Here is a 23,136-nt window from a genome sequence, read left to right as displayed (position 1 = left end):
TATAATTTATGCGAGGAGATAAGATATGAGTATTTTAACGGTTAAAAATTTAAGTCATGGTTTTGGGGATAGAGCTATATTTGAAGATGTATCCTTTAGACTTCTTAAGGGGGAGCATGTTGGGCTTATAGGAGCCAATGGTGAAGGTAAATCAACCTTCATGAACATTGTAACAGGACATCTTGAACCAGATGAAGGAAATATTGAGTGGAGTAACAGAGTCAGAGTTGGTTATATGGATCAACATGCAAAGCTTGAAAAGGGAATGACAATAAGAGAAGTATTAAGAAGCGCTTTCCAATACTTATTTGACTTAGAGCAAGAAATGAATGATATCTATGGTAGAATGGGCGAAATGGATGAAGATGAAATGAATAAATCTCTTGAAAAGACAGCAGTTATCCAAGATATGCTTGACCACAATGGATTCTATGTTATAGATATGAAGGTTGAAGAAGTAGCTAAAGGTTTAGGACTTTTAGATGTAGGTTTAGACAATGATGTTACTGAATTAAGTGGTGGACAAAGAACAAAGGTACTTTTATCAAAGTTATTATTAGAGACACCAGACATATTATTACTAGATGAACCTACAAACTACCTAGATGAAGAACATATTGAATGGTTAAAGAGATATCTACAAGGTTATGAAAATGCCTTTATACTAATATCACATGATATACCATTCTTAAATAGCGTTATCAATTTAATTTATCATATGGAAAACAGAAAGCTTACAAGATATGTAGGGGACTATGATAATTTCCAAAGAGTACATGAAGCAAACCAAAAGCAATTAGAAGCAGCTTATGAAAGACAGCAACAAGAAATAGCAGGACTTAAAGATTTCGTTGCAAGAAATAAGGCTAGAGTTGCAACTAGTGGTATGGCAAAGGCAAGACAAAAGAAGCTAGATAAAATGGATATAATTGAACTTGCAGGAGAAAAGCCAAAGCCAGAGTTTAACTTCAAGCAAGGAAGAACTTCAGGAAAAGCAATCTTTGAAACTAAAGGTTTAGTAATAGGATATGATTCACCATTAACAAAACCACTTGATCTTTACATGGAAAGAGGCCAGAAGATAGCTTTAGTTGGAGCTAACGGACTTGGAAAGACTACATTATTAAAGAGTTTGATGGGACTTATCAAGCCTCTAAGTGGAGAAGTTGAACTAGGTGATTATCAATTACTAGGATACTTTGAGCAAGAAATAAAAGAAGCAAACTATAATACTTGTATTGAAGAAGTGTGGCAGGACTTCCAGTCATACACTCAATATGAAGTAAGATCTGCTCTTGCAAAGTGTGGACTTACTAATAAGCATATTGAAAGTAAGGTATGTGTACTTAGTGGAGGAGAACAAGCTAAGGTTAGATTATGTAAGCTTATAAATAAGGAAACAAATATCTTAATCCTAGACGAACCTACAAACCACTTAGATGTAGAGGCAAAGGATGAACTTAAGAGAGCATTAAGAGAATATAAAGGAAGTATACTTTTAGTATGTCATGAGCCTGAATTCTATAGAGACGTAGTAACAGACGTGTGGAATTGTGAGGATTGGACTACTAAAATTGTATAGAAGTTCTACAAAAAATATTACTAAGAATTAAGATAGCTCAAGCCTTTAATTTAGAAGGGCTTGAGCTTAATGCTATAAAAATATTCTAGAAACTTAATATTAAAAGGATATACTGCATTTTGGTAGAATTTTTTTTAATGATGATATATCTGTATCGCTTATTTGATTTTTATATAAGTATAGAACTTCTAAGTTAACTAATTTTTTAAGTGAACTTATATCTTTAATTTGATTATAGCTTAAATCAAGCTCTTTCAAACTAGTTAATGATTTTAATATACTTATATCTTTAATTTGATTATGACTTAAATTAAGTTGCTTTAATTTAGTCAATGGTTTTAATGTACTTATGTCTTTAATTTGATTCTTTTCTAAATTGAGGCATGTTAAGTTGGTGAATCCCCCCAATAAATTTATGTCGCTTAAATTATTATTACTTAAGTTAAGATCATTTAAGCTAGGTAGGTTTTTTATTGAATTTTTTATTAAATTTATGTTACTTAAGTTATTACTATTTAGACTCAAACTTTTTAAATGTGGTAGAGTGCTTAATGATATAGTTGTGATTTTATTATTATTTAATCCTAAATCAGTTAGGTTAGGCAAGTTGTTTAATGTTATCCTTGAAATCTTATTATTAATCAACCATATGTTTTTTAGTTTGGGCAAGTTACTTAATTCTACACTTGTAATATTATTAAATGATGCATCAAGACAATCTAAATTTTGCAATCCTTTTAACGATATATTTGTGATCTTGTTACCGGATATACACAGGTGTGTTAATTTATTCAGCCCATTTAATGGACTTACATCATTAATTTCATTATCATCTAAATTAAGTTTTATTAAATTAGCCAAACTTTTTAATGAACTTATATCTTTAAGAGGAGAACAGTAATCCATACCTCCACACATAGAACTCAAATCAAGATCTTGTAAGTTAGTCAATCCCTTTAACTGACTTATATCTTTAATTTCATTACCTTCTAAATTAAGAATTTGTAAATTAGTTAACCCTTTTAGTGGGCTTATATCTTTAATTTCGTTACGTGGTAGATTAAGGTGCTTCAGGTTAGTTAAGCCTTTTAGAGGACTTATATCTTTAATATGAAGACAGTCTAAATCAAGATATTTTAAGTTGGTCAATCCTTTTAATGCACTTATATCGTTAAGTGTAATAAAATTCATTTCACCCAAATCAAGATATTGTAGATTAGTTAAGCTTTTCAACGGAGTTATATCACATATCGCAGCATAATGCATATCAAGAGTCTGTAAATTAACAAGGTTATCGATACCTGTAAGATTTTTTACTCTATAATCCTTAAATTTTGAATGGTCTAGAAACTGTACAGTACTTGATGATAGTTTGGTTATATTTAAAACATCACTTCTGTATAATTTTCCATTAGGCTTTTTAATCATGTATCTTATTATTGCATCTAATATCTGATCATTAAATGTAACAACAGTATTTTGAACTGTTAAAGTTGCAGTAATTTTTTTATTGTAACCTTGCACAGTACCTGAGAAGGTATATTTACCAGCTTTATTCGTGTTAATAGTTTTAGTATTCCATGTTACAGTTAATTGTTTAGTAGATTTGTTACTCATGGTTGCTGTTACTGTAGTGGGTAGTGAGTACTTGTCACCTAAACTTATAGTTTTATTAATGTTGTTTATGTTACTTATGGACAAATTAGCTGCAGTGGCTGCAAAAAAATTCCCTGATGAAATTATGAAAGTTGCTAATAAAGTAAATAAAAGAACTTTCATTAGGTTTGAAGTTTTTAATATTTTTTTCAAAAGTAATTCCCCCTTTTAGTTTACCATTATTATACTTGACAACCAGTATAAGTTCAATGGAATAGATATTTAAGTTCATGCCATTAGAGTAAATTCGAAAGTGTAATACCCAAGTAAATAGAAGGAAAGAGTGTGATTTGTTTCATGATAAAACGGATTTATGTTTGTCTAATCCTGAATGTCATGTAAACATAGCAGATTTGAAAAAACCAATTGTACCTAAATTATTTGCTTTAATAATATAAACTTAAATATATTTTTACTTAAAAGGGTACATTAACTAATATCAAGATTGTTTAAATGCTCATAAAGGGGTGTACCATGCCATGTTGTTTGAAAAGAAACTAGCAGAAAAGAGATTAACAGAAGCATATGATAATGCAAAAATTGAATACTTTGATAACAAATCTAAATATATATTTTTCAGTGATTGCCATAGAGGAACTGGTACGCCAGGTGATGAATTTGCAAAAAATCAGAATGTATTTTTATATGCATTAGAGTTCTATTTTAACAATGGATATACTTATATAGAAGTTGGAGATGGAGATGAGCTTTGGGAAAACACTAACTTTAAGGAGATAAGATTGGCACATGATGAAGACTATTCTCTATTGAAAAGGTTCTTTGATTCAAATAGATTGATCATGTTGTACGGAAATCACAACATATGTTTAAAGTATTCTAATTTTGTAGAGAAGAATTATTATAGGTTCTACGATGAGTATAACGAAGAGCATATTGAATTATTTCCTGGTATTACACCCTATGAAGCAGTAGTGTTTAAGCATAAAGATACAGGACAGGAGATACTAACTGTTCATGGACATCAAGGAGATAGAATGAATGACAGGTTGTGGCATTTTAATAGGCTTACAGTAAGGTATTTTTGGAGATATCTTCACTCAATAGGATTCACGAATCCTGCAAGTCCTGTAAAAAATGCTGAAAGAATTCATAAAATCGAACGTATATATAGTGGTTGGATTGAAAAGAACAAAATTATGATAATCTGCGGACATACTCATAGACCTCATTTTCCCAAAGCTAAAGAACTGCCTTACTTTAATGACGGTTCATGTGTTAGGGCAAGTGGGATACAAGGTATTGAAATAGATGATGGAAAAATAATGTTGGTTGAATGGAGGGTCAGATACGATTTAACTGGAGACCTTAACATAAATAGAAGAATATTAAGAGGACCTGAACCAATCGAAAAATTTGATTTAAGAAATAATGAAGATATACAAAAGCAGAAAGAATGAATCTATAGCTGATACTAAAAGACAGCAGTAATATTAAAAGGTATTATTGCTGTTTTCTATTTCCTTAAATGTATTTGTAGTTTACATATATTTCAAAGTATAGTATCAGTATGTATAATGATATTTAGGAACAATGTATTATTATTTCAACTAATGTGCGAGTAATTTCTCATTTTACGTTATGGGTTTGAGTTAATACTGGTGCTAGTATTAAGTTATCAAATTCAAGGAGGTAATTTTTTATGACAACAGTCAAACTTAAAATAGCAGAATTGAGGAAAAATAAAGGAATAGGACAACAAGAGTTAGCAGAAGTTCTAGGAGTATCTTTTCAATCGGTTAGTAAGTGGGAGACAGGAGTAACAATGCCAGATATTACTTTGTTGCCAAGTATAGCTGAATATTTTGATGTTTCTGTGGACGAGCTACTAGGTATTAAACCACTACGTTATCAAACATATATACCAAAGGATACAGACAACCGGGATAATTGGAATGGAAAAACTGATAAGTTATATAAAAATAGAAAATACTTTTGGAACGATGAATACCTAAAGCATCTTATAGAAAATGTTTGGCATGTAAACTCTCCAATAAACGCTATTGAATATAGATGTGGAGAGGGGCAGCTTGGTTTGAAGTTACTTGAACTTTTGCCGAAAGGAAGTACCTATACAGGGGTTGATAATGAATACTTTACTAATAAGGCAAAAGTAAATTTTGATAAAACTAACTTTGATGCGAAGTTTATTGCATCAGACATATATTCTCTTGAAACTCAAAATAGTTATGATATGGTTATTTGTCAAGCTGGGTTGAGGCATATGAATAAACCAATGGAAGTATTGAAGAAGATGGTAGCTTCAGTTAAGAAAGATGGCCTTGTTGTTTGTGTAGATGTTAATAGGGAATTTGAGAATGATGGATTGTACATTGATGAAGTAAATTATGACTATCTTTGCACAGCCTTTGATTTTCATGATGTATGGAGAAAGGAGCTGGAATGTGAAGGTAGGGACTATGCAATCGGAATGAGATTACCATTCTATATGGAACATTTAGGGTTACATGATATTGATATTCGTATGAATGATAAAGTAATGTATGCAAATCATAATATGTCAGATTATAATGAAAAAGCACAAGATTTCATTGAAATTAATGGATTGGATAAATCCTTTAATGTATCAAATCAAGAAAATACAGTTGAATTGTTAATGAGTAGAGGAATTGGCAGAGTTGAGGCAGAAGCATATATCACGCTACAATCCAGAATAGCAGACTATTTTAGGGATAAGCAAAAGAGAAGATCATTTTTAAAAGTGCAGGGTTTATTAATTACTTATGGTAGAAAATAAGCATAATTGGAAATGCAGTATTAATGGATAGAACCTAGGAGGTTAATATTGTATTTGTTCTTGACAAATTCATATTAAAGGAATAATATGTAACTAAATTGAACATGTTCAAGTGTATTATACTAGGAGATAAGTTGTATGGATGATGTAAGAGATAAAATACTATTTGCAGCCAAAGAATTATTTGCAAGTCAGGGGTATAAAAAAACTACTATTAGGCAAATTGTTGAGAAATCTGGGGTTCTAATTGGAAGCATATATCACTTTTTTCAGAATAAAGAAGATATATTTCAGGCCATAGTTTTAGAATTGTTCAATAGGAGTGAAGAGTTGGTGAACGATCACTTTAGTGAAAGTGAAAGTTGTGCCTTAAGATATGCAATTATGTGCGCAATAGAACTCAAAGCAGTTGAGACTAATGAGTTGGTTTGTGAATTTTATTATGAAGCCTATAGCTCAAATGTAATATTAGATAAGCTTACAGCTCGTGCCTCTCAAAGATCGCAGGGATTATTCAAAGAGTACAATCCTGATTATACTCTTGAGGATTATTATGTCCGTACATTAATGATAAAGGGTGTAGTGCGTAGCTGCATTGCAAGCAGATATTTCAAACGAGATATTGAATTTGATAAAATGATAAATACATTTATAGAAATAAGCCTGCATGCTTTTAATGTTGATGAAACAGAAATTCAGCATGTAAAAAGACGTATAGGTGAAATGGAAAATGATATTTCAAATATAGTAGCAAAATTAGAAGAAGAAAGTTATGTTATATAAAGGTATTACCCACTTTCATAGGAGTGGGTATTCTTTTAATGCTATTTGAACATGTTCAAGTGGGGAATAAATATATTAGATATGTGAAAATAAATAACAAGTCCAAATATGCAACGGATAGTGACTTATTTATTTTTAGATGCCTTAAAAGGGGAGAGATTATAATGAGATTAAAAAAGATAAAAATTATGAATTGTGAAAAGTATACATTATGTGTATGGAAGGATAACTTATGGATTGCCTTTAAGGCAGTATTAGAGTCTATACCTAATGATGGTACAAGAGAACGTGCAATGCTTGAAAAGGCATCTGATGATCTCATTGCGTTCTTGAAAGATAGAGATATTCTTCAACCTAAGTTGGAAGAATTAATAATGCTTGCAGAGGTAAATAAGGCAAAATTGATACTAGAGGGGGAAGAGGTAATGCCATTTAGACCATTACTTTATCGTGATTTTATGCTTAGTGAAAGGCATTTGATTAACAGTTCCTGTGGATATGCTAAACGCTTGATGCCTAAGGTAATGCCGTTAGTAAAAATTTATGAAGGAATTACGAGCAAACCTTTTCCAGCGTTTTTCCCTAAAAAACCGTGGTATGACAACCCTGTATACTATAAGGGAAATGTGCTTTCTTTTGTGGGGGATGGTGAGACTATAACATATCCTAAATATGCTACATTAAAAGATTATGAACTTGAGCTTGGAATGATCATTACAAAAGATATTATAAATGCAACAGAGAAAGAAGGACTTGATGCTATAGGTGCATTTTGTATATTTAATGATTTTAGTGCTCGTAATGTACAATTCGATGAGATGAGGAAAACTGGATTTGGCCCATGTAAGTGCAAGGATTTTGCAAGTGCAATTTCTTCAGTGGTGGTTACAGCAGATGAAATACTTCCGGTTATGGATACACTTAAAACTAGGGTATATATCAATGATGAAAAAGTTGCAGAGGGTCAGCTTAATGAATTTTATCATTCTTTGGGAAAAGCTGTTGCATATGCTTCTAAAGGAGAGCATGTTTATGCTGGAGAATTTATGGCTACCGGAACTATACCTAACTGTTGTGGAATGGAAAATGGTGTGCTTTTAGAATGTGGTGACGTTATTAGATTGGAAATTGATAAAGTGGGTGAATTGACTAACTCAATTAGTAGGAATATGATTTGACAGATTCCTACTATAATTGTAGTAGTTCTTTTTTATTTTAGGCATCTGAAAATAAATTTAAGAGATAATTGAAATGTGGTGTAGTATGTAACTGTAAAGTGAAGTATAATTATGAATAATTAACAAAGGGTGAGGGAGAGATTTACATGGGAATAGAGATTATAAAAGGAAGTATAGATTATATAAATGACTGCGAAGAGGCACTAGTAAATTCAGAATTGGGCAGAAAATATTTTTCAAAAGTAGGAAGTGCAAGAAAGGCATTAGAGGAAGGATTTCATAAAAAAGAAATGTATATTGCAATAGATGCAAATGGTAATTGTGTAGGTTTCATATGGTTTATTTTAGGTGGAATATTTCATTCATTTCCATACCTACATATAATTGCAGTAAAGGAGGAAAGTCGAAAATATGGTATAGGCAAAAAGCTACTGCAATTCTTTGAGGAGAGCTGCTTTAAAGATTTTTCAAAGCTGTTTTTAGTAGTTGCAGATTTTAATCCAGATGCAAAAAGATTATATGAGAGTATTGGATATACTGAGGTAGGAATTATACCTAGTTTATATAGAGAGGGAATAACTGAACATCTGATGATGAAGTTGAGAGAAGAGAAAGAATAACTACATCAGTCATTTCAATATACTGGAGGATTCTACACAAGTGGTGTAAAATGTAAATATGTACTTATAGAGAAAATAAATGATTATTATTTAATTGGATGAGGTGCGAAATGCAGTTAGTAGATTTTATTAATATCAGTAGAGAAGGCCAAAGGCTTATAATCCATCCAACAAAGGAAGAGAATTTTGTATTGATTAGAGATGGTCTAAAAGGGCAGAAAGTACCACAAAATAAATATGATGATGAAGAACTTGAACTTACAGATGTTTATACAGAAGCTTTTTGTAAAAATAATGTGGACAAATTAATACAGTGTGCCCAAAATGATCAAGCATATCTGTTTCGTGCTTTTAAGAAGGAAGACGGTAGTTATATCGGTGGTGTTATTATAAAAACTATTTTACGAAAGGACTTTCAGTGGGCAGAGGTCGGATATTGGTTACTAAATCAGCACTGGGGGAATGGCTATGGGAGTGAAATGTTAAAATTAGCACTTGATGTAGCCTTTAATGAGCTTGGTTTTCATAGGGTAGAGGCACATATCAACTTAGATAATATTGCTTCTCAAAAAACATCAGAAATTGTAGGAATGAAGTTGGAGTGCATTCGAAAAGGATTCATTTTTGAAAATGATGATTGGACAGATAACATGATTTATGTAATAAATAAAGAAGATTGGTAACCTAGGGGCACGAGCGCTTTTTACAAACTATATAACGGAGGATAAGTTATGGAAGATTTATTTTTAGTTGAGCCTAATGAAAAATATCAAAAGAGTTTTGAAAATTATGCTTTATCATACGAGAAAATAAATGATGAACATTATTTTAATAAATACAAAAAAGCATTAGAAAGTTTCCAAGATTACCTAAAAGATTTACAGGATTATTCTCATGGAAACGACTTGCCACAAGGCGAGGTTGCAACTTCAACATTCTGGTTAGTTGACAAAGAAGAAGTTGTGGGAGTAGTGAGAATTAGACACCAAGAGGTAGAATGTGCGGGTCATATAGGCTACGATATATCACCCAATTTTAGAAACATGGGTTATGGTTTTCAAATTTTAAAATTAGCATTAGAAAAGGCTATAAAGATAGGAATAGATGAGGCAATTTTAACTTGTAATATAGAAAATACAGGCTCAAAGAAAGTTATAGAAAAGAATAATGGTAAGTTATTGGGAACTATTTTTGATGAAGAGGAAAATGAATATCTGTACAAATATAGTATTACATTAACACCTAAGTAACCTTTTTTCACCTTATCTTTAATAGCAAATAAAAATATGATCAAAACAGCACTGATATATGTGAATATTAGTGCTGTTTTTAATGCTATTTATTATGATATTTTTCTGTTTTTTCTCAAAACGGAAACAATTATCATAAATAAAGGATGAGCTTAGCTTTTTTGTACTGTAACTTTTAACAACTCGTGAATAAATTTATCAGATTCATTAATCCAAGGACTGTGGCCTGAATGTTCAAACCAAATAAGTTTCTTTTCCGGTGCTTTCAAACACTTGTAATAATCCTCTGCTAATGAGGGTTGTGCGTTAACGTCATATCTGCCCATAAAAAAGTAAACAGGAACGTCTATCTTGGCATAATCTTTTCTTAAATCAATATTATAGAGCTGCGGATAAAAATTATTGAATGTTTTAAACAACGCCATAAAATAATTTATTTTATCAGGTATATCATATTCAGGTGAACCAATGGTTTTTATAGTATCATATTTAAAATTTTGTATTTCAGGGTTGTGTGCCATATATTCATTTAAACAGTTATTACATGTTGAGAATTTCCATGTTAAATCATCACCATAATAGGGTGGTCTACCATTTGCTTTTAATTTGTTAATTAACTTAGTGTCATTATTAGCTTGTGCTATTTCCATAGCTTTTTCATAATTCATCTCATCATTTTTTCTGAAGGCAACCATTTGGCCTGTCCCAATAAATAAATAGTATTTTTCAGGATGTTCTTTTACTAAGAAGATGCCTAGAGCACTACCCCATGATTCACCTACAAGATAAATTTTATCCTTACCAAATGTTTTACATAAATAATCTGTTAATGCGTAGCCGTCTTCAATATAGATATACTTAGTTAAATCCTTTGTATTAATAGCCCCAAATGATTTGCAAGAACCGGGTTGCTCCCAATTTACTACCACAAAGTTATCTTCCAGAGCTGAAAGATTGTAACGTACAGCTGCCATCTCAGAGCCACCAGGTCCTCCAGCCAAGAAAAGCAATACAGGTTTGTTTTTATCCTTACCTCGGATGCTGATCCATTCATCACGACCATTTAATTTTATCTTTTTCAATTCTGCAATACTGCTTTGCAATACCTTTCCATGAGAATCTAAGATTGGAGGTGTTTTGATTAATAGATGACTGAATGCTGTAAATCCAAACATGATTACAATAAATCCTGCTGTAATTAATATAGCTTTTTTTAGGTGTAAGATTGTTTTATTGGTTTGACGTTTGGTTATAATATTTATTATAAATAGTATGAAGTAGAATAAAGTTATCAATAAACTTAAAGCACTAATAAGTAATAGTGCTGTAAAAATAATGATTTGTATCATTTACACCGTCTCCTTTTTTCGACCAATGGTCGAATATACTTATAGCTTAGCAGGGTTTCGACCGCTGGTCAAGTGCTGATTTATATGCTATAATATCAGCAATATGTATTAAGATGAATAAAAAAGAACTGATAATTAAATCACTAGTAGGTGTTAAAATGGATAAAAGAGAACTAATAATTAAATCAATGGAACAATTATTAATTGAAGATAAAGGAGCATCCTGTTCAGTAAGTGACATTGCAAAAAAGGCAGGTATCGGAAAGGGAAGTATATACTATTACTATAAATCCAAGGAGGAGATTTTTGATGCCCTTGTTGATTACATATATTCCAAAAGGATTAATCAATGCAAGGAAGTAATTGCAAATGATAAGTTCAATGCTCTAGAAAAATTAGAGCTTCTATTTAAAAGTTATTACAATTATGATGTTGATTCGTCTATAGATGTATACCTTCATCAACAGCAAAATGCAGCAATACATCAAAAATCCCTTGCTAAAATACTAAATTTACTTTCTCCCATAATTGCTGATATTTTTACTAAAGGTATTAATGAAAAATTGTTTATTTGTGAAAAACCAGAGGAAACTGCAGAAATATTTGTATCTACATTTTGCTTTTTATTTGATCATGGCATTTTTGGATGGACAGCAGAGCAGATTGAGAAAAAGGCTAAAGCCTTGGCTTATCTCTTTGAAAAAGGGTTAAATGCACCAGAAGGAAGCTTTAAGTTCCTTTATAGCCAATAAGAAAAAGTGCGATAAAAGAACTTCACTCTATCAAGTAGACAGAGTGAAGTTCTTTTAACTAGGTTTTTACTTTGACCTATATGCAGAGTTGAGGATTTAACCTCAAAGAAACATCATCTACTAAAAAGCGACAAAAAATACTTTGATAAATCTAAGTTTTACTATATTATTATAATGTAATATTTATTGAAAAGCTTTTCTTAACGAGTTATTACTCAAGATTTGCAGAAGATAAAACTTTAACTCTCACTTAAGGAGGTTAGAAATGTATAAGTTACTATTAGTTGATGATGAAGATGAAGTAAGACAAGGAATTGTAAAAAAGATAAAATGGGAAGAGTATGGTTTTGAGCTTAGTGGAGAAGCTAGAAATGGCAGAGAAGCTTTGGAAATAGCTGAAAAAGTAATGCCTGATGTAGTGATTACAGATATAAAAATGCCTTTCATGGATGGAATTCAGTTATCAGAAGAACTTAGAAAAAGTATTGCTGCGGTTAAAATAGTGATACTTACAGGTTTTGATGAATTTGAGTATGCTCAGAAGGCAGTAAATTTAAAGGTTACGGAGTATGTGCTGAAGCCAGTCTCTTCAGAGGATCTTATAAATATTCTTTTAAAGCTTAAAGCTCAGCTTGATGATGAAATTGCAAAAAGAGAAGACATGGAGTTACTGAAAACACATTATATAAAAAGTTTGCCAGTATTGAAGGAAAAGTTTTTTTCATCATTAATAACAAGTAGAATAGAAAAAGATGAGATATATGAGAAATGTTCAAATTATGGCATTGATTTAATAGGAGAGTATTTTACTGTAGCAGTCATAAGGATTCAGGATAATATTTTAAAGCATAATCATAAATATCAAACTACTGAAGAGGCAGAACTAATTATATACTCAGTCTTAAATGTAGTGAATGAGATTGGTGATATGCATAATATACATAATATTTTTATTCATGATGATAATATTGTATTGATTATTTCTTCTCAGGAGCAAAAATACAAAACTTTAAGTGTTGTAGCATTATCAATTCTTGAACAGATAAGACAGAGTGTAGAAAAGTATCTAAACCTTGAAATTACTATCGGACTTGGAACAATAGTAAATGATATTTCCATGATTTCAGATTCTTGGATGAACGCTGTATCAGCATTAGATTATAGTTTGATTTTGGGAAGTAATAGGATTATATGGATTGAGGATATAGAGCCTGGTAGTAAGGATAAGATAGTATTTGATAAGAATATGGAGCATGAATTGGAGAGTTCAATAAAGGTTGGAACAGAAAAGGAAGTAATTGAAACCATTGATAAAATGTTTTGTAAGCTAACTGATACAAAGGCTTCATTTAAAGACTGCCAGATATATCTTCTTGAAATGCTCACTGCCATACTTAAAGCAGCTCAAAGTTCTAACATAGATTTAACAACCGTATTTGGAGCTGATTATAATCTATTTATGGATATTTACAGATTTAAGGATTTGAGACACATAGAAGATTGGTTCAAGGAAGTGTCACTTAAGATAATGAATTATATCATGGAGGAAAGAAAAGATACTTGTCAGCTCATTGTAGAAAAAGCAAAAGAATACATTAGCAAAAATTACAGTGAGAGTGATATTAATATTATTGGTTTATGCAATTATCTACATATAAGTCAGACTTACTTTAGTCTTATCTTTAAGAAAGAAACAAAGATGACTTTCATCAATTATTTGACAGCTATAAGAATGGATGAAGCAAAACGACTTCTTAAAACTACTGACATGAAGAATTTTGAAGTGGCAAGGGAAGTGGGGTATTCAGAACCCAATTATTTTAGCTACTGTTTTAAAAGGTATTTAGGCATGTCTCCATCAGAATATAGAAGCAGTAAGGTTATGTAAGGGGAGGAAGCTTTGAAAAGGTATAATATGGTTAAATTTTTCAAGAAGTCTTTTCGTCGCATTAAGAAGTCCATAAGTTTAAAAAGTATTCAAGTTATAATAACTGTGTCCTTTACAGCAGTGACAATTCTGGCAATGATTCTTGTAGGAATTATGAGTTATAAAAAATTTGCAGATACTTCAGAAAAAAATGCTGCATTAGCCACTCAACAGCTAGTAGATCAGATAAATTCGAATATTGAATACTATTTAAAGAACATGATTGATGTATCAAATCTTTTGAGCAACAACATTTATTTGAATCCTAATGTACAAAGCAGCAATCTTTTGGATCAGATGAATGTCATTATAAATACTCGTAATGACATTGCAACATTGGCTGTGTTTTCTGAAAGTGGAGAACTCCTTCTTGGGACATCCAAAGCTAAATTGAAAGCTAACGCTGATATTAAAAATCAGCTATGGTTTAAGAATGCACTGAATAAATCAGATAACCTTATTTTTTCTTTGCCTCACGTTCAGAATCTCTTTCAAAAAAAGCATGACTGGGTTGTTTCTTTAAGTAGGCTTATTAGTTATACTGACGAAAACAAAAAAATAAATGGTGTGCTTCTTGTAGATATGAATTATAGTACTATAAGCCAACTGTGCCAGAATGTTAGCATAGGGGAAAGAGGATACTTATACATAGTTGATTCTGAAAACGATATAATATATCATCCTCAGCAGCAACTTATCAATATAGGACTTAAGAAAGAAAATAATGAAGATTACCTTGGTAGTTATATTGAAGATTCTGATGAAGGCAAACGTCTTGTGACAATAAAGACAGTGAATTATACAAATTGGAAGGTTATTGCTGTAGCATATATTTCAGAAATTGTAGCATCAAAAAAAGAAATTATGAAATTTGTTACATGGATCTTGGCTATTGGTATTTTGTTATTAGTGTTAATATTTTCATACATTTCTGCGAAGATTTCACAACCTATAAAACAGTTAGAAAAGTCTATGAAAAAAGTTCAAGAAGGTAACTTTAATATATATGTAGATGCTAAAGGAGAAGACGAGGTTGTAAAACTGTCTCAAACATTTAATTTAATGTTGTCAAAGGTAAGATTTCTTATGGATCAGATAGTAGTAGAGCAAGAGGCAAAAAGAAAAAGTGAGTTAGATGCACTTCAGTCTCAAATAAATCCTCACTTTCTCTACAATACCTTAGACTCTATTGTGTGGATGGCAGAAAATAATAATATGCAGGATGTCATAACAATGGTAACTTCTCTTGCAAGGTTGTTCAGGATAAGTATTAGTAGGGGAAAAAATATTATTTCAGTTCAGCAGGAAATGGAACATGCAAGAAATTATCTTGTAATTCAGAAGATTAGATTTAAAAATAAATTTACATATAGCATAGATATTCAGCCAGAAGTAATGAATTTAAAAACTACAAAGCTTATATTGCAGCCGCTAATAGAAAATTCAATCTATCATGGTATAGAATACATGCAGGATCAGGGGCACATTAAGGTGAGTGCAGCTATTGTTGATGAAAAATTATTGTATGAGATTACTGATAATGGGCTTGGTATAGAATCTGAGAAACTGAAAAGTTTACTTGAATATGAAGCAGAAACAAAAGTTGAATCAGGGATAGGTGTGAAAAATGTCCAAAAAAGAATCCAGATGACTTATGGTAAGGAGTATGGATTGGAGATAGAAAGTGAGTTAGAAGAGGGTACTTGTATTAAAATATGGCTACCTTTAGTAGAAGATTAGCATCTGAAAATGCACTAACATATGTACTTTCAGATGCATTAAGTTAATGAGGTTAAAGATGAAGAGAAAGGTTAATTGGATTATATTTATAATTTTATTGATTTCCTTAATAATTTCCCCAATGTACTATCAGAATAAAACTTTGGTTAAGAGTAGTAATATGAGAAATATATCACTTATTCTAAAGAATCAGAGTGATGATTATTGGAAAAGTATGAAACTAGGTGCTGAGGCAGCGGCAAAGGAGTTTAATGTCAAACTAAATATTGTTGCTCCAGAGAATGAAAATGATGTTGCTGAGCAGCAGAATCTTATAAATGAAGCTGTTGAGAGTAAGAGTGATGCTTTATTGTTAGCACCTTGTAGTTTTAACGACCTTGTTAAGCCAGTTGAAAATGCAGTTGATAAAGGAATTCCTGTGTTCACATTAGATAGTAAAGTAAATACAGAAAAGGTATCATGCAGTATAGTAACAGATAATTTAAGTGCTGGGAAAAGTGCTGGAGAAAAACTTATTGGGCGGTTAGGTGAAAATTCAGTAGTTGCAATTATAGGCTCTCATAAAAAAGCAGGTAGCAATGAATTGGAAAGATATAAAGGTCTGAAATATGTTATGGAAAGGTTTTGTAGGGCGAAGATAATAGATGGTTTAGATGGGATTAAAGATTTAAATGTGGCTGAATTGGTGACCCAAGAATTGTTGTTAAATGATAATAAGATTTCTGCTATAGTTACACTGGATTATGAAACTTCCATTGGAGCAGCAAAAGCAATAGAAAAGTTAGGCTTAAGTGGAAAGATTGTGGTGGTAGCTTTTGATGGTGATACTCAAGAAATTGAGTACATGGAAAATGGTACAATACAATCCGTAGTTGTGCAAAGCCCATTCAGTATGGGTTATCTAGGTGTTAAGAATGCAGTTTTAAAGCTACAGGGCAAGGGGATTCCAACGTATATTGAAAGTGGGTTTTCTATAATTGACAAGGAAAATATGTATTCACCTGAAAGCCAGAAGGTATTATTTCCTTTCACTCAGTGACATGAGATCGGAATGGTTAAAGCTAGTTATTATAAAAAGCTATAAAAATAAGTATAAGTAAAAAGAGGTAAATGATGAAAGATAGTAAGAGTAAGAGAGTGTTTTTTATTATGTTTTTATCTGGAATAGTGATGATGATTACATTTTTGGCATTGTCTATAAAAGAGAGTTCTCTTTTAAAAACTAGTTATAAGGATGGTCTTCCTAAAGTTGGAGCAGTTATTTATAAATATGATGATACCTTTATGTCTTATGTGAGAAAAAGCATGGAAAAAACTTCTTTAGCAAAGTGTGCACTAAATATTAAGGATTCGCAAAATGATCAGTCCAGGCAGTTAGAGCAGATTGATGGTATGATAAAGGATAAAGTGAGAGTACTTGCAGTAAATCTTGTGAATCCTAAATTTGCACCAGAGGTCATCAACAAGGCAAAGGACTCTAAGCTACCAGTGATTTTCTTTAATAAGGAGCCTGAAGCTTCTGTTATGAATAGCTATAGTAATGCTTGGTATGTAGGGGCAGATTCTTCTGAAGCTGGTATCCTTCAAGGAAGAATGATAGTAAAGTTGTGGAGAAAAAACTTGAAGTACGATAAAAATAATGATGGAGTTATTTCTTATGTTTTGTTAAAAGGAGAACCAGGGCATCCTGACACAGAGGCAAGGACAAAATATGCAATTGATGAAATAAAAAAGGCTGGAATAAAAGTAAGGGAACTAGGATCTTATTACGGTATGTGGGATGAAGTAAAGGCAAGGGATAAGATGGATGAATGGATATCTAAATTTGGTGATAGTATTGAATTTGTAATATCAAATAATGATACTATGGCATTGGGGGCAATTATTTCTCTTGAAAAGAATGGATTTATGACAGATAACAAATTTATTCCAGTTGTTGGTGTTGATGCAGTTCAAGAAGCCTTAGTGAAAATAAAAGAAGGAAAGATGATGGGAACTGTTATGAATGATGCTAAGAAGCAGGGAACAACAGTAATTGATCTTGCATTAAATTTATCTGAAGATAAGAACATTCTTCAAGGTATTTCTTTAAACATGAATGCGGATAAATCATTAAGGGTTCCCTACGTCATGATTACAAAAGATAATTTAGATGTTGCTGAACAAGCTTATAAATAATAGCTATAGATAAAGCTGTCCAAATTTTTTAATAATATAATTAACTTTAAGCGCAGCTGGTGACTAATATAGGTCATTGGTTGCCTTTTATTCTAAATTGAAAAAAGTTATTAAAAAACTGTATACGTTTTAAACAAAGTAGAATTTTAATATATCAGTGTAGGATTTTGTATTCTTTTAATAAAATGGACATGCTAATATTAACACATGAAAACGATTTAACAAATCATATTTAGGGGGAATTATTATTATGAAAAGAGTTCTAACACTTGTATTAATGGCAACTTTATCTGTATCAGTTCTAGCAGGATGCTCAAGTTCAAAATCAGGTTCAACAGATAAAAAATTAACAGTAGGAACTACAATATATAAATTTGATGATACTTTCATGACTGGAGTACGTAATGCAATCACGACTCAAGCTACAAGTGATAAGGTTACTGCTGATATAGTTGATAGTCAAAATTCAACATCAACTCAAAATGATAAGCTAGACTTATTTATCACAAAAAAGGTCAGTTCATTAGCGATTAACCCAGTTGATCCTAAGGCTTCAAGTACAATAATTAGTAAAGCAAAATCAGCTAATATTCCAATAGTATTTTTTAATCGTGTACCTTCAGAGTCAGATATGAATAGTTGGGACAAGCTATATTATGTAGGAGCAAAAGCTGAGCAATCAGGTACAATTCAAGGAAAGATTATGGCTGAATATTGGAAAGCACATCCAGAAGCAGATAAAAACCATAATGGTGTTCTTGATTATGTAATGATTACTGGAGAACCAGGAAATACTGATGCAATAGCAAGAACTAAGTATTCTATAGATGAATTAACAGCAGAAGGAATCAAATCAAATCAAATAGCAACAGATACTGGTATGTGGGACCGTGTAAAGGCACAAGATAAGATGCAATCTTTCTTAACTTCAAAGGGAAATCAAATAGAAGCAGTATTTGCTAATAATGATGATATGGCACTTGGAGCTATAGAAGCATTAAAAGCAGCAGGATATTTCACTGGTGGAAAGTATATTCCAGTTGTAGGGGTAGATGCAACTGCACCAGGAATTAAAGCTATTGAAGAAGGAACAATGCTAGGAACAGTATTAAATGATTCTAAGAATCAAGGTATAGCAACACTTAAGCTTGCAGAAGTTCTTGCACAAGGAAAGACTCCTTCTAAAGAAAATACAGGTTATGAGATAAAAGATAAGAAATATGTATGGATAGATTATAAGAAGATAACAAAAGACAATGTAAAGGATGCTAAATAATTTACTGAATAAATACTTTTATTCAATCAAGGGGAATGTGAAAAATTACTCCTTGATTGAATAATATTAAATTTCAGAAGGTTTTTTTCAAAATATTCAGGAGGTATGAAATGATGGAGAATAAATACTTGCTTGAGCTAAGAAATATATCTAAAGAGTTTCCAGGTGTAAAAGCGCTAGATGATGTAACATTAAAAATTAAGCCAGGTTCAGTACACGCACTAATGGGAGAAAATGGAGCAGGGAAATCCACTCTGATGAAATGCCTTTTTGGTATATATAACCCAGATCAAGGAGAAATAATTTTAGAGGGTAAAAAAATAGAAATGCATAATTCCAAGGAAGCCTTGAATTATGGAATCGCAATGATTCATCAAGAGCTTCATCCTGTTAAATTTCGTAACGTAATGGAGAACATGTGGTTAGGACGTCTTCCATTAAAGGGAGTAGGACCATTTAAATTAGTAGACAGAAAAAAAATGTACAAAGATACTGTGGAACTTTTTGAAAGGCTGAACATGGATGTGAACCCTGATGTTATTGTAGAGACACTTTCAGTTTCAGTAGTTCAGCAAATGGAAATAGCAAAAGCAGTTTCATATAACGCAAAAGTTATTATAATGGATGAACCAACTTCATCACTAACAGAAACAGAGGTTGCTCAATTATTTAAAATAATTCGTGACCTTCAGAAACAAGGAGTTTCAATAATTTATATATCACATAAGATGGAAGAAATCTTACAGATATCAGATGAAGTTACAATAATGAGAGATGGAAAATATGTAGGGACCTGGGATGCTAAGGAACTTACTACAGATATTATAATCAAAAAAATGGTTGGTCGTGACTTAACAAATAGATTTCCAGAAAGAGATAATGTTCCAGGGGAAGTAATATTGAAAGTTGAAGATTTTACTTCACCATTTCCTAAATCATTCAAGAATGTTTCTTTCGAGCTTAAGAAAGGAGAAATACTTGGTGTAGGAGGTCTTGTTGGAGCGCAGAGAACAGAGCTTATGGAAGCTATATTTGGTCTTAGAAAGATTGAAACGGGGAAGATTAATATAAAAGGTAAAGAAGTTAAAATTAGAAATCCAATAGAAGCCAAGAAGAATAAGATAGCGCTTCTAACTGAAGAAAGAAGAGTTACTGGAATATTCCCAGTATTATCAATAACAGAAAATACTACTATTGCAAGTCAAAAAAATTATTTGAATGCATTAAAGATTTTAAATGATAAAAAACGTAAAGAAGATACTGTGGAAAATATCAAAAAGTTAAAAGTGAAAACACCTTCAGAAAAAGAATTTATAATGAATTTATCAGGTGGAAACCAACAGAAAGTGCTTATTGGTAGATGGCTTCTTACAGAACCAGATATACTTATTTTGGACGAGCCTACTAGAGGTATAGATGTAGGTGCTAAATTTGAGATTTATTCTCTTATGGTTGAGCTTACAAAGCAAGGTAAGAGTATTATAATGATATCTTCTGAATTACCAGAACTTTTAGGTATGTCAGACAGAATAATGGTAATGTGCGAAGGAAAGCTTGCAGGTATTATAGATGGCAAAACTGCTACAGAAGAAGCTGTAATGTCATTAGCTACAAAATATATGCAATAATTTTTAGGAGGATACACATATGGAAATGAGTAATAATAAAGTTAGCGGTAATAAGCAAAAAGTTCAAAAATTTCTTAAACAGAATGCTATATTCATAGTGTTGGTAGTTTTAATATTAGCTATCGGTGTAAAGGATTCAAGCTTTTTATCCCTAGATGTTTTTAAGAATATTCTTATTCAAAGTTCAACAAGAGTAATCATAGCTTTAGGAGCTGCATTCATAATTCTTACAGGTGGAGCAGACCTTTCAGCAGGACGTATGGTAGGTTTCTCAGCGGTTGTATCAGCATCAATGCTTCAATCTGCTGACTATCCAAATAGATTTTTCCCTAACTTAGGACAGTTAAATATCCTTATACCAATTCTTGTAGCAGTTGTCATAGGTATGGCTGTAGGTGCAGTAAATGGTTTTATAGTATCAAGATTTGAAGTTCCAGCATTTATAACAACTCTTGGTACAATGGTTATAATTTATGGAGCAAACTCTTTATATTTTGATCTTCCTCCAAACAATTCACAACCAATAGGTGGATTAAGAAGTGACTTTTCAAATTTAGGAACAGGATCATTTTTAGGAATACCTTATGTTGTAATAATAGCGGCAATAATAACTGCAATAATATATGTAGTTTTAAATAAGACAAAACTAGGTAAAGATATATATGCTATAGGTGGAAACAAAGAAGCAGCAATAGTTTCTGGTATAAACGTAAAGAGTAGTATAATGAAATTATATATGATAGCTGGTACTCTATATGCTATAGCTGGTGTTCTTGAAGCAGCAAGAACAGGAGGAGCAACAAACAACTATGGTAATGGTTATGAACTTGATGCCATTGCAGCCTGTGTTGTTGGAGGCTGGTCAGTATCAGGTGGAGTTGGTACTGTGCCTGGAGTTATAGTCGGAGTTCTTATATTCACTGTAATCAACTATGGTCTTACATTCATAGGTGTTGGCCCATACTGGCAACAAATAATTAAAGGAGTAATCATAGTTGCAGCTGTTGCAGTTGACATAAGAAAGTATCTTAGAAAGAAATAAGAATTTTAGATAAATTTTAGAAAGCGTATCTTTTCTGTAAGGAAGAGATGCAGAAAAACAAGCCGCCATTACATTTTTAGTAAGGGTGGCTTGTTTTTTGGGTTGAGGTTGTAAGTTTAAGTCTTTAAGTCAAGAAATCCAAATTTGATTTGTATAGTTGAAATAAGAAATGATATTTTGATATTTGTGTTGGATACTTGTAGTCGATATATAATTACAATATAATGTAAGTAATGTATATAGTATATAAGAATAATAGGTGCACTTCCCATGATAAGATCATGATGACAAAGTTCAAAATTGGAGAAGAGAAGTTTTTTCAATTATAATTACTAGATAATAAAATCTTTAATATGGAGGGTAATGTAGAATGGAATATACATGCTTCAAATGCAAAACTAAAGTGAAAGCAGAAGAAAGATTTATAGCTTATTATGGAGAGGTACTTTGTCCTGAATGTTCAAAGGGAGTAGAACCATGTTCAGATGAATTTGAACTCTTATTTGATATTCCTAATGATTTTAGAGAAGTGTATTATTACTTTAATAAAACAGATTTAATGATTAAGGCACAATTAGAATCCATAGAGCATAGCAGAGAAGAGGTGTTTATTAGATTTGCAGGAGGAAGTTTATCAATTTGGAAGGAGTCAAAAGTTTCCAAGGTAGAAAAGCCAAGAGGATGTAAGGGAAAATTTGAGTTTTGCTATTCAATTCGAAATTGTGATGGAGATTCATTAGGATACATAGGTAAGCCATGTAAAGATTAGTTGCAGAGTTTTGATTGAAATGGAGGATATAAAGTATTGAAATCAAGTTTTATAATGGAATTATTACTGATATCATTATTACCGTTAATTGTATTGCCTACATTTATTTTTATAATTTATAAGCTTTTTTTTAGCAAAGAAAAGGAAAGCTTTAGGAATAGGTTAGAGGCCAATAATATTCTGTCTCTAAAAAGTATAATTTGCATGCTTATTTTACTTGCAGTGTGTCTGTTTGGAGTATTTTATAGTATCAACATGTGGAGGGACTTACCTTATGTTATAACTGAAAACTATCCTGTTGTAGAGGGACAAGTCACCAAAAAGATAGATATTGCTGGAAGAGACAGTCATATACTTATTGAAATAAATAATAATACATATACTTTACATGGTTCAGTAGATCTTTCAGTTGGAACTAAGATAAGGATAAAATATTTGCCTAATACAAAAGAAATATGTGAAATAAGTTGGCTATAGAAGACGTTTTATTGCATCAAGTATTTAAATGTAATGTAATAGAAAGACATTAATTGCATTTCTCAAGGTAATTAATGTAGAAAAGTGATTTTCGCAGAGGATTGTATAACCCAAAAGTGCAAACTAATTAAAATTAGTCTGCACTTTTTTATT

20 protein-coding genes are annotated in these 23,136 nt (G+C 31.5%); 18 read left to right on the top strand and 2 right to left on the bottom strand.

What is annotated here, in order from left to right:
- Positions 1 to 25 precede the first annotated feature (25 nt).
- Positions 26 to 1,582 (top strand): ABC-F family ATP-binding cassette domain-containing protein, encoded by a 1,557-nt coding sequence (locus tag OCU47_RS17705; protein ID WP_261829924.1) that lies wholly within the window; start codon positions 26 to 28, stop codon positions 1,580 to 1,582.
- Between the two features lie 99 nt (positions 1,583 to 1,681).
- Here the strand turns inward: OCU47_RS17705 and OCU47_RS17700 are convergent, their stop codons facing one another.
- On the bottom strand, positions 1,682 to 3,391 hold the full coding sequence (locus OCU47_RS17700; protein WP_261829923.1) for a leucine-rich repeat domain-containing protein: 1,710 nt from the start codon (positions 3,389 to 3,391) through the stop codon (positions 1,682 to 1,684).
- Positions 3,392 to 3,717: 326 nt separating this feature from the next.
- Between OCU47_RS17700 and OCU47_RS17695 the strand changes: the two genes are divergently transcribed.
- From OCU47_RS17695 to OCU47_RS17665, 7 genes are all read left to right on the top strand, one after another.
- The gene (locus OCU47_RS17695; RefSeq protein WP_261829922.1) at positions 3,718 to 4,656 is read left to right on the top strand and encodes a metallophosphoesterase; all 939 of its coding nucleotides are present in this window, start codon (positions 3,718 to 3,720) and stop codon (positions 4,654 to 4,656) included.
- A gap of 242 nt (positions 4,657 to 4,898) precedes the next feature.
- Positions 4,899 to 6,014 (top strand): DNA (cytosine-5-)-methyltransferase, encoded by a 1,116-nt coding sequence (locus OCU47_RS17690; protein ID WP_261829921.1) that lies wholly within the window; start codon positions 4,899 to 4,901, stop codon positions 6,012 to 6,014.
- 138 nt (positions 6,015 to 6,152) lie between these two features.
- Complete coding sequence (locus OCU47_RS17685; RefSeq protein ID WP_261829920.1) at positions 6,153 to 6,797, top strand: TetR/AcrR family transcriptional regulator; 645 nt, start codon at positions 6,153 to 6,155, stop codon at positions 6,795 to 6,797.
- 164 nt (positions 6,798 to 6,961) lie between these two features.
- Positions 6,962 to 7,975, top strand: a complete 1,014-nt coding sequence (locus tag OCU47_RS17680; protein WP_261829919.1) for a fumarylacetoacetate hydrolase family protein — start codon at positions 6,962 to 6,964, stop codon at positions 7,973 to 7,975.
- A gap of 146 nt (positions 7,976 to 8,121) precedes the next feature.
- Positions 8,122 to 8,595, top strand: coding sequence for a GNAT family N-acetyltransferase (locus OCU47_RS17675; RefSeq protein ID WP_261829918.1), 474 nt, complete (start codon positions 8,122 to 8,124; stop codon positions 8,593 to 8,595).
- A gap of 110 nt (positions 8,596 to 8,705) precedes the next feature.
- A complete protein-coding gene (locus OCU47_RS17670; RefSeq protein ID WP_261829917.1) occupies positions 8,706 to 9,278 on the top strand; it encodes a GNAT family N-acetyltransferase in 573 nt (190 codons plus the stop codon).
- A gap of 48 nt (positions 9,279 to 9,326) precedes the next feature.
- Positions 9,327 to 9,845 carry a GNAT family N-acetyltransferase gene (locus OCU47_RS17665; RefSeq protein WP_261829916.1) on the top strand — a complete coding sequence of 173 codons (519 nt, stop codon included), beginning with the start codon at positions 9,327 to 9,329 and terminating at the stop codon, positions 9,843 to 9,845.
- A gap of 152 nt (positions 9,846 to 9,997) precedes the next feature.
- Here the strand turns inward: OCU47_RS17665 and OCU47_RS17660 are convergent, their stop codons facing one another.
- Positions 9,998 to 11,194, bottom strand: a complete 1,197-nt coding sequence (locus OCU47_RS17660; RefSeq protein WP_261829915.1) for an alpha/beta fold hydrolase — start codon at positions 11,192 to 11,194, stop codon at positions 9,998 to 10,000.
- A gap of 158 nt (positions 11,195 to 11,352) precedes the next feature.
- Between OCU47_RS17660 and OCU47_RS17655 the strand changes: the two genes are divergently transcribed.
- From OCU47_RS17655 to OCU47_RS17610, 10 genes are all read left to right on the top strand, one after another.
- Positions 11,353 to 11,946, top strand: a complete 594-nt coding sequence (locus OCU47_RS17655) for a TetR/AcrR family transcriptional regulator (RefSeq protein WP_261829914.1) — start codon at positions 11,353 to 11,355, stop codon at positions 11,944 to 11,946.
- A gap of 265 nt (positions 11,947 to 12,211) precedes the next feature.
- Positions 12,212 to 13,834 carry a response regulator gene (locus OCU47_RS17650; protein WP_261829913.1) on the top strand — a complete coding sequence of 541 codons (1,623 nt, stop codon included), beginning with the start codon at positions 12,212 to 12,214 and terminating at the stop codon, positions 13,832 to 13,834.
- 12 nt (positions 13,835 to 13,846) lie between these two features.
- Positions 13,847 to 15,613, top strand: coding sequence for a sensor histidine kinase (locus OCU47_RS17645; protein ID WP_261829912.1), 1,767 nt, complete (start codon positions 13,847 to 13,849; stop codon positions 15,611 to 15,613).
- A gap of 58 nt (positions 15,614 to 15,671) precedes the next feature.
- Positions 15,672 to 16,652, top strand: coding sequence for a substrate-binding domain-containing protein (locus OCU47_RS17640; RefSeq protein WP_261829911.1), 981 nt, complete (start codon positions 15,672 to 15,674; stop codon positions 16,650 to 16,652).
- Between the two features lie 74 nt (positions 16,653 to 16,726).
- Entirely contained in the window at positions 16,727 to 17,791 is a 1,065-nt protein-coding gene (locus OCU47_RS17635) for a galactose ABC transporter substrate-binding protein (protein WP_261829910.1), read from the top strand.
- 250 nt (positions 17,792 to 18,041) lie between these two features.
- Positions 18,042 to 19,067 (top strand): galactose ABC transporter substrate-binding protein, encoded by a 1,026-nt coding sequence (locus OCU47_RS17630; protein ID WP_261829909.1) that lies wholly within the window; start codon positions 18,042 to 18,044, stop codon positions 19,065 to 19,067.
- Positions 19,068 to 19,177: 110 nt separating this feature from the next.
- Positions 19,178 to 20,695, top strand: a complete 1,518-nt coding sequence (locus tag OCU47_RS17625) for a sugar ABC transporter ATP-binding protein (protein WP_376778046.1) — start codon at positions 19,178 to 19,180, stop codon at positions 20,693 to 20,695.
- A 19-nt stretch (positions 20,696 to 20,714) separates the two neighbouring features.
- On the top strand, positions 20,715 to 21,737 hold the full coding sequence (gene mglC / locus OCU47_RS17620) for a galactose/methyl galactoside ABC transporter permease MglC (protein WP_261829908.1): 1,023 nt from the start codon (positions 20,715 to 20,717) through the stop codon (positions 21,735 to 21,737).
- Between the two features lie 370 nt (positions 21,738 to 22,107).
- A complete protein-coding gene (locus tag OCU47_RS17615; RefSeq protein WP_261829907.1) occupies positions 22,108 to 22,506 on the top strand; it encodes a hypothetical protein in 399 nt (132 codons plus the stop codon).
- A 36-nt stretch (positions 22,507 to 22,542) separates the two neighbouring features.
- On the top strand, positions 22,543 to 22,983 hold the full coding sequence (locus OCU47_RS17610) for a hypothetical protein (protein ID WP_261829906.1): 441 nt from the start codon (positions 22,543 to 22,545) through the stop codon (positions 22,981 to 22,983).
- The last annotated feature ends 153 nt before the right edge of the window (positions 22,984 to 23,136 follow it).

Origin of the sequence: Clostridium sp. TW13 (assembly GCF_024345225.1) — a bacterium.
Taxonomy (GTDB): Bacteria; Bacillota; Clostridia; order Clostridiales; family Clostridiaceae; genus Inconstantimicrobium; species Inconstantimicrobium mannanitabidum.
The sequence above is the reverse complement of the archived record's forward strand: the minus strand, read 5'-3'. Positions and strand labels throughout refer to the sequence as shown.

What these genes read in the sequence shown, in the direction of transcription:
- OCU47_RS17705 (WP_261829924.1), top strand. Translation starts at nt 26, where the DNA reads ATGAGTATTTTAACGGTTAAAAATTTAAGTCATGGTTTTGGGGATAGA.
- OCU47_RS17695 (WP_261829922.1), top strand. Translation starts at nt 3,718, where the DNA reads ATGTTGTTTGAAAAGAAACTAGCAGAAAAGAGATTAACAGAAGCATAT.
- OCU47_RS17690 (WP_261829921.1), top strand. Translation starts at nt 4,899, where the DNA reads ATGACAACAGTCAAACTTAAAATAGCAGAATTGAGGAAAAATAAAGGA.
- OCU47_RS17685 (WP_261829920.1), top strand. Translation starts at nt 6,153, where the DNA reads ATGGATGATGTAAGAGATAAAATACTATTTGCAGCCAAAGAATTATTT.
- OCU47_RS17680 (WP_261829919.1), top strand. Translation starts at nt 6,962, where the DNA reads ATGAGATTAAAAAAGATAAAAATTATGAATTGTGAAAAGTATACATTA.
- OCU47_RS17675 (WP_261829918.1), top strand. Translation starts at nt 8,122, where the DNA reads ATGGGAATAGAGATTATAAAAGGAAGTATAGATTATATAAATGACTGC.
- OCU47_RS17670 (WP_261829917.1), top strand. Translation starts at nt 8,706, where the DNA reads ATGCAGTTAGTAGATTTTATTAATATCAGTAGAGAAGGCCAAAGGCTT.
- OCU47_RS17665 (WP_261829916.1), top strand. Translation starts at nt 9,327, where the DNA reads ATGGAAGATTTATTTTTAGTTGAGCCTAATGAAAAATATCAAAAGAGT.
- OCU47_RS17660 (WP_261829915.1), bottom strand. Translation starts at nt 11,194, where the DNA reads ATGATACAAATCATTATTTTTACAGCACTATTACTTATTAGTGCTTTA.
- OCU47_RS17655 (WP_261829914.1), top strand. Translation starts at nt 11,353, where the DNA reads ATGGATAAAAGAGAACTAATAATTAAATCAATGGAACAATTATTAATT.
- OCU47_RS17650 (WP_261829913.1), top strand. Translation starts at nt 12,212, where the DNA reads ATGTATAAGTTACTATTAGTTGATGATGAAGATGAAGTAAGACAAGGA.
- OCU47_RS17640 (WP_261829911.1), top strand. Translation starts at nt 15,672, where the DNA reads ATGAAGAGAAAGGTTAATTGGATTATATTTATAATTTTATTGATTTCC.
- OCU47_RS17635 (WP_261829910.1), top strand. Translation starts at nt 16,727, where the DNA reads ATGAAAGATAGTAAGAGTAAGAGAGTGTTTTTTATTATGTTTTTATCT.
- OCU47_RS17630 (WP_261829909.1), top strand. Translation starts at nt 18,042, where the DNA reads ATGAAAAGAGTTCTAACACTTGTATTAATGGCAACTTTATCTGTATCA.
- OCU47_RS17625 (WP_376778046.1), top strand. Translation starts at nt 19,178, where the DNA reads ATGATGGAGAATAAATACTTGCTTGAGCTAAGAAATATATCTAAAGAG.
- mglC (WP_261829908.1), top strand. Translation starts at nt 20,715, where the DNA reads ATGGAAATGAGTAATAATAAAGTTAGCGGTAATAAGCAAAAAGTTCAA.
- OCU47_RS17615 (WP_261829907.1), top strand. Translation starts at nt 22,108, where the DNA reads ATGGAATATACATGCTTCAAATGCAAAACTAAAGTGAAAGCAGAAGAA.